A 13,781-nucleotide genomic window follows, 5' to 3' on the forward strand; every position below is an offset into this window, starting at 1 on the left:
CGGCCCTCCCGGCCATGACCGCCCTGCCAGGACCGCCCTCACCGCCTCGAGCACTCACGATGTTCGCGAACCGACCCAATGACCGCGGTCAGCGCGTCGCCATGCCCTTACCGACCCACGCTCCTAGGTGTCGAACCAGGCGGCCCGGCAGGTCGCGGCGACGGCGAAGGCCCGGGTCAGCGGCGCGGGCGATCAGGCCAGATTTGGCGCAACCCGTGCGGGACGCGAGCACCGCCTCCCTGCCACTTTCAACGTATAGCGCACCGGGGGGCTTGCGGCAAGGCCCCGGTGCTGCCGCAGAATCTCCGGCTCAGGGCCGACGGCGGCCCCTCGCTGACCGGAGCTGATGACGTGTCCCCCGTGACGACAAGCGCGTTCGACCTGCCCGACCACCTCGCCGCCAAGGCCGACCCCGGGCTGATCACCCCGGACGAGCACCACTTCGCGGCCATCGCCCGCAGCCTGGAGCGCTCGGTCGAGGACCTGTCCGCCCGTCTGGACGCCGAGCGCCGGAAGCCCGGCAGGACCGGCCAGCAGGCGCTGGATCGCGACCAGGAGATCCACCGCCTGAGCAGCCGGCTGCGCACCCTGCGCCGCTTCGGCCTGGACCTGTGCCTCGGGCGCATGGTCCCAGCCGAGGACGGTGCCGCGCCGGTGTACGTCGGACGGCTCGGCCTCACCGACGGGGAGGGCCGGCGCCTGCTCGTCGACTGGCGCTCCCCCGCGGCCGCGCCGTTCTTCGGCGCCACCCACGCCAACCCCATGGGCCTGGCGAGCCGTCGGCGCTACCGCTGGGCCGGTGGCCGGGTCAGCGACTACTGGGACGAGGTGTTCACCGCCGACGCGTTCGCCGGGCACGCCCTCGACGACCAGTCGGCGTTCATCGCCAGCCTCGGCGCGAGCAGGTCGCCCCGGATGCGGGACGTGCTGGCCACCATCCAGGCCGACCAGGACGCCATCGTCCGTGCGGGGTCGCGCGGGGCGCTCGTGGTCGACGGCGGCCCGGGTACGGGCAAGACGGTCGTGGCCCTGCACCGCGCGGCCTACCTGCTCTACGCCGAGCCGCACCTGCGGCGGCACGGCGGCGTGCTGGTCGTCGGGCCCCACGAGCCCTACCTCGCCTACATCGCGGATGTCCTCCCGAGCCTGGGCGAAGAGGGCGTGCGGACGTGCACGGTGCGCGACCTCGTGCCCGAGGGGGCCGCCGCCCTGCCCGAGGCCGACCCGGCGGTCGCCCGCCTGAAGTCCTCGGCCCGGATGATCGGGGCGATCGAGCCGGCCGTGCGCCTGTACGAGGAGCCGCCGACCGAGGGCCTCCTCGTCGAGACCCCGTGGTCGGACATCTGGCTCAGCCCCGCCGACTGGGCCGAGGCCTTCGAGGCGCCCGATCCGGGGACGCCGCACAACGAGGCCCGCGACCAGGTCTGGAACGCCCTGCTCGACATCCTGCTCGACGGCTGCGACGACGAGGAGGTCCCGCCAGAGCTGGTTCGCCGCTCGCTGCGGCAGAACGGGGACCTGGTCCGCACCTTCAACGCGGCGTGGCCCGTGCTCGACCCGGCCGAGGTGGTCGGCGACCTCTGGGACGTGCCCGCCTACTTGCGCAGGTGCGCACCGTGGCTCACCCGCGACGAGGCCGCGAAGCTGCGGCGGGAGGACCCGCACGCCTGGACGGTGTCGGATCTCCCGCTGCTGGACACGGCCCGCCAGCGGGTCGGCGACCCGGAGGCCGCGCGACGCAGGCGCCGGCACGAGGCGGCGATGGCCGCCGAGCGGGAGGAGATGGCCCGGGTCGTGGACGATCTCATCGCGACCGACGACACCGAGATGCAGGTCATGTCGATGCTGCGGGGCGAGGACCTCCAGGCCGCGCTGGTGGACGAGACGCGCGGCACCGCCACACCGGACCGGCTCGCGGGCCCGTTCGCCCACATCGTCGTCGACGAGGCCCAGGAGCTCACCGATGCCGAGTGGCAGATGCTGCTGCGCCGCTGCCCGTCGCGCAGTCTCACGATCGTCGGGGACCGCGCGCAGGCCCGGCACGGGTTCGCGGAGTCGTGGGCGGACCGGCTCGAGCGGATCGGCCTCGCCGAGCTCGCCGTCGCCCCGCTGAGCATCAACTACCGCACGCCGGAGGAGGTCATGGCGGAGGCGGAGCCGGTCATCCGGGCGGCGCTGCCGGACGCCAACGTGCCCACCTCCGTCCGCAGCACCGGCGTGCCGGTGGCGCACGCGACGGTGGCTGAGCTGGGCGCGATCCTCGAGCGGTGGTTGGCCGTGAATGCCGACGGCGTCGCCTGCGTCATCGGCGCTCCCGCCGTCCCGGAGGGGCCGCGGGTTCGGTCGCTGGCGCCCGAGCGGGCGAAGGGTCTGGAGTTCGACCTCGTCGTCCTGGTCGCTCCTGACACCTGGGGAACGGGCATCGAGGGTGCCGTGGACCGTTACGTCGCGATGACCCGAGCGACGCAGCAGCTCGTCGTCCTCACGAGTCCCTGAGCGCGGCGTGCGCACGAGTCCCTGCCGGCGGCGTGCTCAGGAATAGCTGAGGGCGGCGTGCCACCGGGGGACCTGAGGGCGCTGGAACCCGCGGCGGCCTTCGCCGGCGGTCCGCACCCGGGGTGCGCGCCAGGTCAGCAGGTCCCGCCGGCGCTCCCGCTGTCGACACCCCCGGCGGCCCCCGCGCTGCCGGCGGCCTGCACGCCGTGCAGGCTCACCGGCTCCGTGCGGGCCGTCCAGTACCCGGCGAGGCCGGCGCGGCGGGCCTTGCGCCAGCCCAGCAGGGCGACGACGAGCCAGAGCACGACCAGAGATACGAGGACGCCGACGGCGATCCATGCCTCTGTGTCACGCGTGCCTCCTTGCACCCGAAGAAGGCGCCAGTGTGGCAGACGCCGTCGCCTGAGGGGGCAGGAGCGCCGGTCAGGGAGTCGCCCGGGCGTGGCGCGCGAGCCTCGGCGACCGCTCCCCCACGTCCCGGGCCGGGGGTGCCTGAGCAGAGGCGCCCCCGGACGCTCGGGCCGCCGGTCAGGCGCCGACGTAGGCGGCCAGGTGCTTGCCGGTCAGCGTCGAGCGGGAGGCGACGAGGTCGGCGGGCGTGCCCTCGAAGACGATCCGGCCGCCGTCGTGGCCGGCGCCCGGGCCGAGGTCGATCAGCCAGTCGGCGTGCGCCATGACCGCCTGGTGGTGCTCGATGACGATGACCGACTTGCCGGCGTCGACGAGCCGGTCGAGCAGCCCCAGCAGCTGCTCGACGTCGGCGAGGTGGAGGCCGATGGTCGGCTCGTCGAGGACGTAGACCCCGCCCTTCTCCCCCATGTGGGTGGCCAGCTTGAGGCGCTGCCGCTCGCCGCCGGACAGCGTGGTCAGCGGCTGGCCGAGGCTGAGGTACCCCAGGCCGACGTCGGCGAGCCGCCGGAGGATCTTGGACGCGGCCGGCAGGCGGGCCTCGCCGGCGCCGAAGAACTCCTCCGCCTCGGTCACCGGCATCGCGAGCACCTCGGCGATGTCGCGGCCCCCGAGCGTGTACTCGAGCACCGCCGCCTGGAACCGCTTGCCCTCGCAGTCCTCGCAGGTGGACTCCACGGTGGCCATGACGCCGAGGTCGGTGTAGATCACCCCGGCGCCGTTGCAGGTGGGGCAGGCGCCCTCGGAGTTGGAGCTGAACAGGGCCGGCTTGACGTCGTTGGCCTTGGCGAAGGCCTTGCGGATCGGGTCGAGCAGGCCGGTGTAGGTCGCCGGGTTGCTCCGGCGTGATCCGCCGATCGCCGCCTGGTCGACGAGGACGACGCCGTCGCGGCCGGCGACGGAGCCGTGGATGAGCGAGCTCTTGCCGGATCCGGCCACGCCGGTGACGACGCAGAGCACCCCGAGCGGGATGTCGACGTCGACGTCCTTGAGGTTGTGCGTCGCCGCGCCGCGGACCTCGAGCGTGCCGGACGGCGCGCGCACCGCCTCCTTGACCCTGGCCCGGTCGTCGAGGTGGCGCCCAGTGATGGTGCCGCTGCGTCGCAGCCCCTCCACTGTCCCCTCGTAGCAGACGGTGCCGCCGGCCGTGCCGGCGCCGGGGCCGAGGTCGACGACGTGGTCGGCGATCGCGATCGTCTCCGGCTTGTGCTCGACGACGAGCACGGTGTTGCCCTTGTCCCGCAGCTGCAGCAGCAGGTGGTTCATCCGCTCGATGTCGTGCGGGTGGAGGCCGATCGTCGGCTCGTCGAAGACGTAGGTGACGTCGGTGAGCGAGGAGCCCAGGTGACGGATCATCTTGGTCCGCTGCGCCTCGCCCCCGGACAGGGTGCCCGCCGGCCGGTCGAGCGAGAGGTAGCCCAGCCCGATCTGGGTGAACGAGTCGAGCAGGTGCCGCAGCCCCGCGAGGAGCGGCGCGACGGACGGCTCGTCCAGGCCCCGGACCCACTCGGCCAGGTCGCTGATCTGCATCGCGCAGGCGTCGGCGATGCTGATCCCCCGGATCTTCGAGGACCGGGCCTCGTCACTGAGCCGGGTGCCCTCGCACTGGGGGCAGACGGTGAACGTGATGGCCCGCTCGACGAAGGCGCGGATGTGCGGCTGCAGGGCGTCGACGTCCTTGGAGAGCATCGACTTCTGGATCTTGGGGATGAGCCCCTCGTAGGTGAGGTTGATGCCCTCGACCTTGATCTTGGTCGGCTCCTTGTAGAGCAGGTCGTGCAGCTCTCGCTTGGTGTACGTCGCGATCGCCTTGTCGGGGTCGAAGAAGCCGCAGCCGCGGTAGATCCGGCCGTACCAGCCGTCCATGCTGTAGCCAGGGATCGTGAGCGCGCCCTCGTTGAGGGACTTCGAGGCGTCGTACAGGGCGGCGAGGTCGAAGTCGTTGACCGAGCCCATCCCCTCGCATCGCGGGCACATGCCGCCCAGCCGGGTGAAGGTGGCCTTCTCGGCCTTCGTCTTGGCGCCACGCTCGACGGTGATCGCGCCGCTGGCCCGCACGGTGGGGATGTTGAACGAGTAGGCGTTGGGCGAGCCGATGTGCGGCTGGCCGAGCCGGCTGAAGAGGATGCGCAGCAGCGCGTTGGCGTCGGTCGCGGTGCCGACCGTGGAGCGGGGGTTGGCGCCCATCCGTTCCTGGTCGACGATGATCGCCGTCGTGAGCCCGTCGAGCATGTCGACCTCGGGCCGGGCGAGGGTGGGCATGAAGCCCTGCACGAAGGCGCTGTAGGTCTCGTTGATCAGCCGCTGCGACTCGGCGGCGATCGTTTCGAACACCAGCGAGCTCTTGCCCGAGCCGGACACGCCGGTGAAGACGGTGAGCCGACGCTTGGGGATCTCGACGCTGACGTCCTTGAGGTTGTTCTCCCGCGCGCCCTGCACGCGGATCAGGTCGTGGACGTCGGCGGCGTGCCGCGCCGGCGCCGGGGTGTCCGTGCTCGTGGCTGTCATCGTGCTGTCTCCTTCTTCCCCCCGCGGGTCGCCCGCGGTCTCCGCCGGCCTCGGCCGGGTCGATCTAACCAGCCGCCGCGCGCTCGCGGTGCGAGTCGGACGGCGCGCGTCGGCACCCGACGGTGGGCGCCGCGCGCCTCGTGGATCTCAGCGCACCTCCTGGATGCGGATGAGGTTGCCGGCGGGGTCGCGGACGGCGCAGTCCCGGACGCCGTAGGGCTGGTCGGTCGGCTCCTGGACGACGTCGGCGTCGCCGGCCTGCAGCCGCTCGAAGGTGGCGTCGAGGTCCGGGGTGGCGAGCAGCAGCATGGCGAAGGTGCCCTTGGCCATCATCTCCGCGATGGTGCGCCGCTCGTCGTCGGTGATGCCGGGGTTGGCGGCCGGCGGGTCCAGGACGATGGAGGTGCCGGGCTGGTCGGGCGGCCCGACCGTGATCCAGCGCATCTTGCCCTGGCCGACGTCGTTCCGGACCTCGAAGCCGAGGACGTCCCGGTAGAAGGCCAGGGAGGCCTCGGGGTCGTCGTGCGGGAGGAAGCTGGCGTGAATGGTGAGGTTCATAGCCCTCACGCTAGGTGCGGCACCGGCTCTCGGGCTTCTTGATTCCTGATCGGTCTGGTCACCTGCCTGGCCACGCACGCCGGCATGCCGGCCGGCCCGTGCGCCGCCTGGCGCCGGTAGACGCTGGGCGGCACACCGACCAGCTCGGTGAAGCGCGTGCTGAAGGTGCCCAGCGACGAGCAGCCGACGGCGAAGCAGACCTCGGTGACGGTGAGGTCGCCGCGGCGCAGCAGCGCCATCGCTCGCTCGATGCGGCGGGTCATGAGGTAGGAGTACGGCGACTCGCCGTAGGCCAGCCGGAACTGGCGGCTGAGGTGCCCGGCCGACATGTGCACGCCGCGGGCCAGCGCCTCGACGTCGAGCGGCTGGGCGTACTCGCGGTCGATGCGGTCGCGCACGCGGCGCAGCAGCGCGAGGTCGCGCAGGCGCTGCGCCTCCGCCGGTCTGCCGGTCACGTCCGTGATGGTCCCACGCCCTGCCGCGGTTGCCTAGCGTGGTCCCCCGGGCCGGTCCGCCCTTCCGGGCACGCCCGGCGCACTCGGGCGCACGCCGCGGTCAGGCGCGCATCCAGCGGTTCACCACGTCGACGACGGCGGTCTCCTTCGCGGCGACGTCGTCGAGGTCGCGGAAGGTGATGACGGCCCGATCGGGCGCCGCCCACGCCAGCAGGCCGGACGGGTCCTCGAACCGGAAGCTGTCGCCGTCGTCCCGCTTCGTGGCGCCGCGATGCAGGACGAGCTGGAGGCGGTCGCCCGGCCGCAGCCGGAACGTCGCCCGGTCGACGCCCGCGGAGCAGAAGCTCGGGGCGTTCCACTTCACCCGCTCGGTGATCTCGTCGTTCGACGCGAGGATGGCGGCGCGCAGCCGCTCGACGCCGGGCTTGAGCGGGTGGTCCAGGGCGGCCAGGTACGCCTCGACGTCGGCGGACCGAACGGCCATGGTTCCTCCTCATCTCACGACACCCCGTCGCCCCCGGCGTCGCCACCCGGCCCGCCGCGGTCACGGACGGGAGGCGACACCACCCCGCGCCGTGCCCTTCAGGCGACGGCGTCGTTGTCGCGGATCGTCCCAGCACCGGGCCGCGCTGTCACCGAAATACCGGCGACGGCGTGGCCGAACCCCAGTGCGGGTGTGGCGTCGTCGGGACACCCCCCCTCGACCGGCCGATGCCGTGCTTCGTGGATCCCGAGCGCCGGGCGCCGCGCGTCCGGTCCGTGCGTCAGTGCAGCTGGCCGCGGAGCGCGCCGGCGCGGTACTGCCGGGTGTGCACGTCGACGTAGAAGAGGTTGGGCTGGCGCAGCAGGTCGCGAGCGGTCTCCCGGCTCACCCCCACGCAGCCGGTGGCGCGTCCGCGCTGCGGGGCCTTGAGGGTCACGACCAGCGCACCGTTCTCGCCCGCGCGGCCGCGGTGGACGTGCGCCTGCGTGGCCGCGTCGATCCGGGAGGCGTCAAGGCGGTAGCAGACCTGCCGCTGGGCGGTGTTGACCGTGATCCGGGCGCGACCGGTGCCGTCGGGATCGCCCGGGTGGCCCACCACGTCCCGCCCGTGCAGCGAGGCGACCAGGCTCCTGCCCGCCTGCGGCGCCGCCTCTGCCGCCGCGGCGCCGGGTCCTGCCGTCAGTGCCGCGGCCACGGCCAGTGCGGCGAGTGCGCGTCTCATGAGCAGCCCCCTCACGTGACGGTCGGCGTGTGAGGTCACGCTACGCCTGCCGCCGAACCCGCACCGTCCTGGCTGTGGATCACTCGCCCCGGCCGGCGACGACCAGGCCGCCCAGGTCCTCGTCGCGCACGACCCGGGCGCGCAGGTGCGCGGCCTCCATGGCCGCCACCACCGCCGGCGCCTGCCGCTCGCTGGTCTCCACGAGCACCCGCCCGCCCGGGGACAGCCACCGGGGCGCCTTGGTCACGACGCGCCGGAGGACGTCCAGCCCGTCGGGCCCGCCGTCCAGCGCGGCCCGCGGCTCGTACAGGCGCGCCTCCGGCGGCAGGAGCGCGAGGGCGTCGGTGGGCACGTACGGCGCGTTGGCGATGACGACGTCGACCCGCCCGCGCAGCCGCTCGGGCAGCGGCGCGAGGAGGTCGCCGGTGTAGACGTGCCCGCGGCCTGCGAGGTTGCGGCGGGCGCAGCGGACCGCGGCGGGGTCGACGTCGACGGCGTGCAGCTCCAGTGGCGCGACCGCCGCCGCCAGCGCGGCGCCCACGGCCCCGGAGCCGCAGCACAGGTCCACCACGACGGCGCCGGCGTGCCATCCCCTGCGCGCCTCGGTCACGAGCAGCTCGGTGCGCCGGCGCGGCACGAACACCCCCGGCTCGACCGCGATCCGCAGCCCGCAGAACTCGGCCCAGCCGAGCACCCGCTCCAGCGGCTCCCCGCCCACCCGGCGGGCCACCAGGGCCTCCAGGGCCCCGGCGTCCTCGGCCGCCGCGAGGAGCAGCCGAGCCTCGTCCTCGGCGAACACGCACCCGGCGGCGCGCAGCCGGGCGACGACCCCGACCGCGGTCGGAGCGCCCGGTCGTGCGGCCACGGAGCCCGGCCGGCTTTCTGGACGTGCCGGGCGGTCAGCGCTCATCCGGTGCCGGTTCGATGACGTCCCAGCGATTGCCGTACAGGTCCTCGAGGATGATCACCCGCCCGTGCGGCTCCTGACGCGGCTCCTCGGTCGCGACGGCGCCGTGCGCCAGCGCCCGCTCCAGGGTCGCGTCGAAGTCCTCGACGTGGAGGAAGAAGCCCACGCCGTCGCCGGCCTGGTTGCCCACCCGGGCGCGCTGCGCCTGCCGGGTGGCCAGGGCCAGGCGCAGGCCGGCGCCGTCGTCGGGCGAGCCGACGACGACCCACCGCTTGCCCCCGCCCTGTGGGCTGTCCTCGAGCAGCCGCAGCCCGAAGGCGCCGGTGTAGAACGCGATGGCCTCGTCGTAGTCGCGGACGAGGACGTTGACCAGGGCCACGTGCGACACGCGGACCCCCTCTCAGGTCTTGGGCGGTGAGGGCGGCGGCGCCGGGCCGCGCTCCTGCGGGTGTGCGGTCAGTGGGGCGCCGCGGTGGCCGGGCGCAGCGGCAGCCAGGCCAGGACGTCCTGGATCTTGGCGTCCCAGTAGGCCCAGTCGTGCCCGCCGGGCCCGGCGTCGTATGCCAGCTCCACGCCGGCCTCGGCGGCGACCCGGCGGAACGTCTCGTTGCCGGGGAGGAGCGGGTCGTCCGTCCCGCAGCAGGCGTACAGCTGGGGCAGGTGCACCGCCCGGTCGCGGGCCCGGGCGAGCAGCCCGAGGAGGTCGTGCTCGCTGCCGGCGAGCGGCCCGTCGCCGAAGACCCGCGCATACAGCTCCGCTCGGCCGGCGTCTGCGCGAGCGGCGGCGGCGAGGTCGAGCACCCCGGAGAGGCTGGCGGCCGCCGCGAAGCGGGTCGGGCGGGTGAGGGCCCAGCGCATCGCGCCGTAGCCCCCCATCGACAGACCGGCGACGAAGGTGTCCTCCCGGCGGGTGGAGACACGGAAGAAGCCGGCGACGATCTCCGGGAGCTCCTCGGTCAGGAACGTGCCGAACCGGTTGCCGTGCCGTTCGTCGACGCAGAAGCTGCGCCCGACCTGCGGCATGACGACGGCCAGTCCGAGCCCGGCGACGTAGCGCTCGATCGAGGTGCGCCGCACCCAGGTGGTGGCGTCGTCGCTGAGGCCGTGGAGGAGGTAGAGCACGGGCGGGGGGCCGGCGGGGGCGGTGCCGGTCAGGCCGATCTGGCCGGTGGCCGCCTGGGGCAGCAGCACCGTCATCGAGGTGCCCAGGCCCAGCACCTCCGAGAAGAAGTCGCAGCGCACCAGCGCCATGCCGGCCCCCGCCCCCGCCGGGCGGTCAGCGCCGCTCGCCGAGCAGCCGCCAGGTGCCGGGCAGCAGCAGCGCGGCGGCGACGGCCTTGATCGCATCGCCGACGAGGAACGGCACGACGCCGAGCGCGAGTCCCGCGGCCAGGCCGACCCCGAGGTACGCCATGAGCCACGGCACGCCGACGAGGTACACGAGCGCCGTCGCGGCGACGGCCGCCAGCGCCGTGCGCCACGGGGAGCGGTCCCCGCCACGTCGGGCGAGCCAGCCCAGGCAGGCGGCCGCGGGCAGGTAACCCACCGCGTAGCCGAAGGAGGCGAAGGCCCAGCCGCTGGTGCCGTCGGCGAACACCGGTGCGCCGGCGAGGCCGGCGAGCAGCATGACGGCGATGCTCGCCGCGCCGCGCACCGGCCCGAGCGCGGCGCCGACGAGGAGGACCCCGAAGGTTCCCAGGGTCAGGGGCACCGGGGTGAACGGCAGCGGCACCACGGCCTGGCCGACGATGGCCACGAAGGCGGCGCCGCCGAGCACGAGCGCGACGTCGCGGGCCCCGACAGCGCGACGGGCGGTCTGCGTGCCGCCGGGGAGGATGTCGGCGAGGACGGGACGGACGGACACGGTGGTGACGCTCATGGGCACTCCTGACGTGACGGGATCAACAGGGTCCTAGCATGCCGCACCAGCGCGCGGGTGCGGCATGCTGGTCCGTCCCGCAGGTTGACGAGCGTCACAACACCTTCACATCCGTCCTGGAACAGACCGGGCGGGCGTTGCGTTGGACCCATCAGACAACGCGGGTGGTGGGCCTGAGCACTGGCCCCCGCATCCGGCTGCCGTGGACCAGGCCGCCGGGAGTTTCCGAGCGAGGGAGATGCACATGGCAGAGCGCTCACTGCGTGGCATGAAGATCGGCGCCAACAGCATGGAGTCGGACGAGGGCGTGGAGTTCGCCCCCCGGATCAAGGCGCAGTACAACTGCCCCGACGGGCACACCTTCGAGCTGCCGTTCTCGGTCGACGCCGAGGTGCCACCGGTGTGGGAGTGCAAGTGCGGCAAGGAGGCGCTCCTGCTGGACGCCACCAAGCCCGAGCCGAAGAAGCCGGTGAAGCCGCCGCGCACCCACTGGGACATGCTGCTCGAGCGGCGCAGCATCCCCGAGCTGGAGGCGCTCCTGGAGGAGCGGCTGCAGCTGCTGCGCAGCGGCGAGTTGCGTCGTCGTAGCGCCTGAGACGCCCACGGCGGAAGACGGCCCGCCCGGTCCTGCTGGACCGGGCGGGCCGTTTCGCGTCCCGGGGCTGGCTTGTGCGGCGCGGCCGGGCGGCGGCCGGACGGCGCGTAGCCTCAGCGCGGCGAGGGTCGGCCGGTGAGCAGCCCGCGCAGCTGCCGCCCGCGATGGGCCAGGCCCCAGGCGGTGGTGCGCCACAGCGCCTCGAGCACGATCTGCCGGCTCATCTTGGACCGCCCCTCGGCGCGCTCGACGAAGGTGATGGGCATCTCGACGATGTGGCCGCCGGCGCGGTGCACCCGCCAGGTCATGTCCACCTGGAAGCAGTAGCCCTGGGACTGGATCTCGGCCAGCGGCAGCCGGCGCAGGGTCGCCGCCCGGTAGACCCGGTACCCGCCGGTCGCGTCGTGGACGGGTACCCCGAGGGCGAGGCGCACGTAGAGGTTCCCGCCCTGGGAGAGGGCCTGGCGCCGACCGGGCCAGTTCACCACCGCGCCGCCGGGCACCCAGCGGGAGCCGAGCACGAGGTCCGGGGCGTCCGACAGGGCCGCGCGCTCGAGGAGCAGCGGCAGCTGCTCGGGCGGGTGCGAGCCGTCGGCGTCCATCTCCACGACCAGGTCGTAGTCGCGCCCGAGCGCCCAGGCGAACCCGGCGACGTAGGCGCGTCCCAGGCCCTCCTTGCCGGCCCGGTGCAGGACATTGACGCGCGGGTCGGCCGCCGCGGCGGCGTCGGCGAGCTCGCCGGTGCCGTCCGGGCTGTTGTCGTCGACGACGAGGATGTCCGCCCCGGGCACCGCGGCACGGGTGCGGGCGAGCGTGCGCGGCAGGGCGTCGCGTTCTTCGTAGGTGGGGATGATGACCAGCGTTCTCATCGGCGACCTCGCGCGGGCACCCGGCCGGCCCCGGCACGCCCGGCCCCGGCACGCCCGGCGGCGGCACGCCCGGCCCCGGTACGTCCGGCGGCGGCACGCACGCCGCGGCGCTCGCGCAGCCAGGTCGCCAGTCCCGCCGCGACGGCGAGCACCGCCAGGACGCTCGCGGCCAGCGCGGGCCAGGCCCCCAGCCGGTCGGCCAGGGTGAGGGAGGTGCGCAGCGGGAGGGTGTCGATCATCTGCGCGGGGGTCCACAGCCCCGTGGACTGCCGCACGACGCCGTTGGGGCTGATGATGCCGCTGACGCCGACGGTGGAGACCTGGACGACGGCGCGGCCGTGCTCGACGGCGCGGAACCGGGACATCGCCAGCTGCTGGGTGGACTCCTGGGTGTGCCCGAAGGAGGCGTTGTTGGTCGGGATGACGATGAGCTCACCGCCCGCCCGCACCGAGTCGCGGATCAGGTCGTCGTAGGCGACCTCGAAGCAGATGGCCGTGGTGATCGGCACGGTCCGGCCCAGCCGGGCGATTTCCACGGGCACCAGGGCCGTCCCGGTGCCCGGCGCCATGTCGGTGCCGACGAGGTCGACGGCGGCGGTGATGCGCCGGAAGAAGTCGCGGTAGGGGATGTACTCCCCGAAGGGCACCGGGTGCTGCTTGGTGTAGCTGACCGCGCTGCCCCGCCCCGGCTCCCACAGGATGTAGTCGTTGTAGCGCACGTCGGGCAGGAACCGCTGCGTGCCGAGCAGGACGGGCGCCCCCACGGCGCGGGCGGCGCCGTCGACCGCGGCGCCGATCCCGGCGTGGGTGCGCGGGTCGATGTCCGAGGCACTCTCGGGCCAGAGCACGAGGTCCAGCTCCCCCGGCGCGACCTTGTCGAGGAGCGCCTCGGTGCCGGCGGCGTGGTTCGCGGCCACCGCCTCGGCCTGCGACATCGCCTCCGCGCCCCGGGTGGGCACGTCGCCCTGGACGGCGCCCACCCGCAGGGTGCCGGCCTCCGGCCTGACGCCCAGCGGCACCAGCCACGGCGCGAACGTCACGGCGACGACGCCGACGAACGCCGCGCTCGCCGTGCCGACCCGTAGCCGGCGCGCCTCGGCCAGGACGATCGCCAGGAGCGCCCCGACGACCACCACCACCGCGCTGACGAGCGGCGTGCCGCCCACCGGGGCCAGGCGCAGCAGGGGGGCGTCGGTCTGGGAGAAGGCCAGCAGGCCCCAGGGGAAGCCGCCGAAGGGCCACCGGCCGCGGACCTGCTCGACGGCCACCCACAGCACCGCCACGACCAGGACCTGCAGCCAGGGGCGGTCGCGCAGCCAGCCGGCCCGCCGGGCCCAGACCCACGCGGCGCCGAAGCATCCGATCGCGGCCGCCTCCGCCACCGACAGGGCGAGCCAGCCGATGGGCTCGCCCACCGCCTCGTTGGCCCACCACAGGTGCGGGAGGAAGAACCCCAGCCCCCAGACCGTGCCGACGACGAAGGCCCAGCGCGCGGAGTCGCGCCGCAGGGCGAGCAGGAGCAGGGCGACGCCCAGGTAGGCCATGGGCCACCAGGACGTGTCGGGGAACGCCGTCTCCGTCGCGAGCCCGCCGGCGCCGGCGAGCAGCACGGTCCACCGGCGGGAGGGAGGGGCGGGGCGCACCCAGACAGTCTAGGTGCGCTGCCCTCCCGCACAGCGCCAGACCCGCGCACCCTTCGGACCGGCTGCCCCGTCTCGCGACGAGGTCAGCCGTTTTCTAACGGGCGCACGGGTCTGGCACTGCTTTCCCGGAACGTGCCATGCGCAGCGCGGTGCCGCGGCGGAGGCCTGCTCGGCGGGGGTCAGGGCACGAAACTAGCGCCCCGGCGGGGGTTACGACAAGCACCCGTCCGACCGGTTTTGCCGAGTGGAGAGCAAGGC

At 74.4% G+C, this 13,781-nt stretch carries 14 protein-coding genes; 2 read left to right on the forward strand and 12 right to left on the reverse strand.

Annotated features, from left to right (window positions below):
* The first annotated feature begins 351 nt into the window (after positions 1-351).
* Positions 352-2,496, forward strand: a complete 2,145-nt coding sequence (gene helR / locus GD880_RS09275) for an RNA polymerase recycling motor ATPase HelR (RefSeq protein WP_152231353.1) — start codon at positions 352-354, stop codon at positions 2,494-2,496.
* Positions 2,497-2,630: 134 nt separating this feature from the next.
* On the opposite strand, the gene GD880_RS20320 is transcribed toward helR, so the two are convergent.
* From GD880_RS20320 to GD880_RS09320, 10 genes are all read right to left on the reverse strand, one after another.
* Positions 2,631-2,801, reverse strand: coding sequence for a hypothetical protein (locus GD880_RS20320; RefSeq protein ID WP_193314439.1), 171 nt, complete (start codon positions 2,799-2,801; stop codon positions 2,631-2,633).
* 223 nt (positions 2,802-3,024) lie between these two features.
* Complete coding sequence (locus GD880_RS09280) at positions 3,025-5,412, reverse strand: ATP-binding cassette domain-containing protein (protein ID WP_152231354.1); 2,388 nt, start codon at positions 5,410-5,412, stop codon at positions 3,025-3,027.
* Positions 5,413-5,559: 147 nt separating this feature from the next.
* Positions 5,560-5,970 carry a VOC family protein gene (locus GD880_RS09285; RefSeq protein ID WP_152231355.1) on the reverse strand — a complete coding sequence of 137 codons (411 nt, stop codon included), beginning with the start codon at positions 5,968-5,970 and terminating at the stop codon, positions 5,560-5,562.
* A 5-nt stretch (positions 5,971-5,975) separates the two neighbouring features.
* Positions 5,976-6,425, reverse strand: coding sequence for a helix-turn-helix transcriptional regulator (locus tag GD880_RS09290; RefSeq protein WP_152231356.1), 450 nt, complete (start codon positions 6,423-6,425; stop codon positions 5,976-5,978).
* A gap of 100 nt (positions 6,426-6,525) precedes the next feature.
* On the reverse strand, positions 6,526-6,909 hold the full coding sequence (locus GD880_RS09295; RefSeq protein ID WP_152231357.1) for a DUF1801 domain-containing protein: 384 nt from the start codon (positions 6,907-6,909) through the stop codon (positions 6,526-6,528).
* A 280-nt stretch (positions 6,910-7,189) separates the two neighbouring features.
* On the reverse strand, positions 7,190-7,630 hold the full coding sequence (locus GD880_RS09300) for a CHRD domain-containing protein (RefSeq protein WP_152231358.1): 441 nt from the start codon (positions 7,628-7,630) through the stop codon (positions 7,190-7,192).
* 79 nt (positions 7,631-7,709) lie between these two features.
* Positions 7,710-8,540, reverse strand: a complete 831-nt coding sequence (locus GD880_RS09305) for a putative protein N(5)-glutamine methyltransferase (RefSeq protein WP_152231359.1) — start codon at positions 8,538-8,540, stop codon at positions 7,710-7,712.
* A complete protein-coding gene (locus GD880_RS09310) occupies positions 8,530-8,925 on the reverse strand; it encodes a VOC family protein (protein WP_152231360.1) in 396 nt (131 codons plus the stop codon). The genes GD880_RS09305 and GD880_RS09310 overlap by 11 nt, the downstream gene beginning before the upstream one ends.
* A gap of 68 nt (positions 8,926-8,993) precedes the next feature.
* The gene (locus tag GD880_RS09315) at positions 8,994-9,788 is read right to left on the reverse strand and encodes an alpha/beta hydrolase (RefSeq protein ID WP_152231361.1); all 795 of its coding nucleotides are present in this window, start codon (positions 9,786-9,788) and stop codon (positions 8,994-8,996) included.
* Between the two features lie 25 nt (positions 9,789-9,813).
* Positions 9,814-10,416 (reverse strand): biotin transporter BioY, encoded by a 603-nt coding sequence (locus GD880_RS09320; protein WP_152231362.1) that lies wholly within the window; start codon positions 10,414-10,416, stop codon positions 9,814-9,816.
* 244 nt (positions 10,417-10,660) lie between these two features.
* Between GD880_RS09320 and GD880_RS09325 the strand changes: the two genes are divergently transcribed.
* Complete coding sequence (locus GD880_RS09325; protein WP_152204365.1) at positions 10,661-11,011, forward strand: RNA polymerase-binding protein RbpA; 351 nt, start codon at positions 10,661-10,663, stop codon at positions 11,009-11,011.
* 113 nt (positions 11,012-11,124) lie between these two features.
* On the opposite strand, the gene GD880_RS09330 is transcribed toward GD880_RS09325, so the two are convergent.
* Both GD880_RS09330 and lnt read right to left on the reverse strand, forming a co-directional pair.
* Positions 11,125-11,880 (reverse strand): polyprenol monophosphomannose synthase, encoded by a 756-nt coding sequence (locus tag GD880_RS09330; RefSeq protein ID WP_152231363.1) that lies wholly within the window; start codon positions 11,878-11,880, stop codon positions 11,125-11,127.
* Positions 11,877-13,523 (reverse strand): apolipoprotein N-acyltransferase, encoded by a 1,647-nt coding sequence (gene lnt / locus GD880_RS09335; protein ID WP_152231364.1) that lies wholly within the window; start codon positions 13,521-13,523, stop codon positions 11,877-11,879. The genes GD880_RS09330 and lnt overlap by 4 nt, the downstream gene beginning before the upstream one ends.
* Positions 13,524-13,781 lie beyond the last annotated feature (258 nt).

The organism is Georgenia ruanii, from assembly GCF_009193175.1.
Taxonomy (GTDB): Bacteria; Actinomycetota; Actinomycetes; order Actinomycetales; family Actinomycetaceae; genus Georgenia; species Georgenia ruanii.